Origin of the sequence: Advenella sp., from assembly GCF_052108595.1 — a bacterium.
In the GTDB taxonomy this organism is placed as follows: Bacteria; Pseudomonadota; Gammaproteobacteria; order Burkholderiales; family Burkholderiaceae_B; genus Advenella.
In genome coordinates, this window is sequence record NZ_JBQEAU010000194.1 from 1 (window position 1) to 3,331 (window position 3,331).

Here is a 3,331-nt window from a genome sequence, read left to right on the forward strand (position 1 = left end):
CAGCACGATTTCGCCTGACACAGGGTCACTGGCCCACGCGGCAGCCATCGCCATCGCCAGTCCGCCAGCGCCTACCGGCAACGCACGCTCGCCAAGCCTCACAATGGCCTGTGCCAGCCGTTTCAGATCAGCATCCGTACGGGCATCCACAACCACGATCGGTCCGCAACTGCCTATTTTCTGTGCAAGCGTGGCTGGCGTATCGTCCTGCGTCGGGCTGACCAGATTGCAGTCGAACATCACCGGCACGGAACTTTCCGTGACGGGAGTGACCGGATCGGTCCCCGCAGAGGTTTCAGTTACTGGGGTACCATTTACCAGCAACACGCCATTTTCCAGTGTCCTGCCGGTGGCAGGATAGGCCGGGCATACCACGGCGATCGCATTGTCGTGCCATTGCTGGCGCGCCGCTTCGATTTCTGCTGCGAATGCGCCACGCAAGGTGGAATCCACCTTCTTGAATACATGACGAACGTCATGCCTGCGAAAGGTCTGCATTTCGCGGGCAACCGCCTGGGCTGCCGCCTGCGGCCCCATGGCACGGCTGTTGCTGTTGACAGAAACCACTTGCGCCTGCATATCGCCCAACGCAAAAGCCTCTTCGGAACCACCAACATACAACTGTGTTTCCCAGCCACAGCGAACGAACTGCACGGCCGAATCTCCGGCGCCGGTCAGATCATCCGCAATGATTGCTATCAGTGGCTTCATAGCTTCACAGGTTCCCCGGCAGTCGCATCAACGCCTGAGATATCGTCATCTACCGGCTTTAATTCACCGGATTTTTTCAGGAAATAAGAAGCCAGCAAGGGTGCCATGATCGAGCTGATCAGCACGCATGCCGCAACCTGTGCAGTTGCTGTCTCCACATAAACCTGAAAGCGCGGATCGGCAGCAGCCACAATGGCCGGTGTCGCAATGGCATTGCCAGCGGTCGTGCCGGCAGCAAAGCCGATACCGCTTTTACCACCACGCCGCAGGATGAATTTGTACCCCATATAAGCCAGGAAACCGGTAATGGGACTGATCAGAAAGCCAAGGATAATGCCGGTCGTGCCGCCACTGACGATCGCCGACAGATTGATGCCGGTACCCAGCGCAAATGCAAAAAACGGAATCACGATATTAGGAACGGGATCCAGAACCTTGCGCCATTGCACATCCAGATTACCAACCAGCACGCCCAGCAGGAAAGGCACCAGCGCAGCGACAAGCGCGATTAACGGAATATCGCCCAGACCCGAGGCGCCCAGAAACAGCAGACTGAAAAACGGCCCGTCGTTCACAGCGCTGGCCACGTAGGCGCCCCGGTCCCGGGCATCGCCATACTGGCCGGTAAAAGCCAGCCACAGACCACCGTTACTGTTGTCGAATGCCGCCAGCAGCGCCAGAATGGAAATCCCCCACACGCCGTCAATACCAACGAAGCTGCCCAGCAACACAATCAAGCTGGCCGGAATAATCGTTTTACAAAAAAGAAGGGTGCCCGCCGTTGCCAGGATCGGGCCGCCGGTACGCATATTGACCTGCGTACCGGTAGCGAAAATCAATAAGGCAATCAGTGGCAGGGCACTATTTTTAAACAGCGCTGTGGTGAAACTGCCAATTCCAAGGGCTTCGGGGGCGAATGTCCCCAGTATCGAGCCCAGAATCAGGGGAATAAGCATCAATCCACCAGGGATTTTCTGCATGGTTTGGAACATGGGAAATATTGAACGCTCTTGTGTCATCATCCGACCCAGCCTTTTTTGGTCACAGGGGAGTATTAAAGAAAATGAATGGTCTGGTGCATGGCTTTATGATCGTGCTTCTTATCTTTGCCATGGCTCTGTACGTACAACCTGTACGTACAGGTGCGATTATTGTCTTTTCAAACCGGATTGTCAAACCGATGCGGTTTTCCGGCGGAATTTTTTCCGTATTCAGATTACCGTTTTTTTGCTTAATACAAGTGAAATAGTCTGCAAGGTGCGAACCGTGACCACGACTGGCCGGGCCGCCATTGCCTGAAGATCGCCTCTGAACCAAACCAAGGATCGAATCATGGCGTGGCCCGGATTGGGTCAGGCGCAAGCACGCGCTCAGGCGTCAATATCGAGCAGTCGAAGCTTCTGGGACAGGACTTTACACGCATCCATGAGCGGTTCAATGTAGGCTTTGCGACGATCGGCAGCAATGCGAAACAGGGGAATACTGATGCTGATACATGCTACCGGACGGGCATGCTGGTCCAGGATGGCGCAACCGTAACAAAAAATATCGCGCTCGTTCTCTTCCCGATCTTCTGAAAACCCCTGTTGTTCAATATCACGGATTTCCTGATACAGCGCTTGGGCGCCAGGCAATGTATTGTCCGTGAATTTTTCAAATGTGATCGCGCTGACAAGCCGGCGCCTGTGCGTATCATCCCTGAGCGCAGCAAGATACGCCTTGCCGACTGAACTTGAATAGAAGGTGACCTGGCTGCCCAGCCGCGAATTCATGCGCACCGCCTGCGGGCTTTCGAGTTTGTCGATGTAGGTCATCGCACCATTGACCGGTACGGCCAGATGAACGGTTTCACTAGTCTGATCGCGCAGCGCCATCAACTGCTCCCGGCAAACCTTGCGAAGATCGGAGCTTTCCAGTGCCTGGCTGGCCAGGCTGATCAGGCGCGGTCCCAGACCAAACTGCTGCCCGCCTTTATTGATGATCAGGCCTTCGGCCAGCAGGGCGTCCACGATCCGGTATAGGGTTGGCTTGGGATAACCCACCGAGACGCTCAGATCCTGGATCGTGGCGCCCGGTCCGGTGTTGCCTGCGATGGCATCCAGTACACGCATGAATTTGGAGAAGGAAGCGGTGCCAGCCACCGGCTGACCAGCCTTGTCCTGCGAGGAAGTCGTTATTGTCATGATGAAGATTCAAGTTACCATATAGCCACCATCAACCGGCATGATAACACCCGTCATGAATGAAGACGCATCCGAACACAGAAAGGTCACTGCGCGGGCCACATCTTCGGGGGTTCCCCAGCGCTTGAGCGGCGTGCGGTCCAGAATGGGCCGGGCCCGGCTCTCATCGTTCTGCAGCGCTTCGGTCAGGGGTGTGGCGATCCAGCCCGGGGCAACCGCGTTCACGCGAATGCCGTCTGCCGCATAGGCGATGGCCAGCGATTTGGTCAGTTGCGCAATACCCCCTTTACTGGCACTATAACCGGGCACCAGCCCGCCGCCAAAAAAGCTGAGCATGGAGGCCATGTTCACAATACAACCGGTAGATGCTGCAAGCAAGGGACGCAAGGCCTCGCACAAACGCATGGTGCCCACCAGATTGACATCAATCACCCGCT

Annotated in this window: 4 protein-coding genes; all 4 read right to left on the reverse strand. The window is 56.1% G+C overall.

Features of this window, described 5'->3' with window-relative positions; all coding sequences use genetic code 11:
• Window positions 1–711, reverse strand: a 711-nt coding sequence (locus tag ACTIKR_RS20475) for a four-carbon acid sugar kinase family protein (RefSeq protein WP_442328889.1), incomplete at its 3' end; no start/stop codon positions are given.
• Entirely contained in the window at window positions 708–1,730 is a 1,023-nt protein-coding gene (locus ACTIKR_RS20480; RefSeq protein WP_193090762.1) for a 2-keto-3-deoxygluconate permease, read from the reverse strand. The genes ACTIKR_RS20475 and ACTIKR_RS20480, both read right to left, overlap by 4 nt.
• A 351-nt stretch (window positions 1,731–2,081) precedes the next feature.
• Complete coding sequence (locus tag ACTIKR_RS20485; RefSeq protein ID WP_442328890.1) at window positions 2,082–2,894, reverse strand: IclR family transcriptional regulator; 813 nt, start codon at window positions 2,892–2,894, stop codon at window positions 2,082–2,084.
• A 9-nt stretch (window positions 2,895–2,903) separates the two neighbouring features.
• Window positions 2,904–3,331 (reverse strand): SDR family NAD(P)-dependent oxidoreductase (locus tag ACTIKR_RS20490; RefSeq protein ID WP_442328891.1); only part of this gene is annotated, 428 nt, incomplete at its 5' end.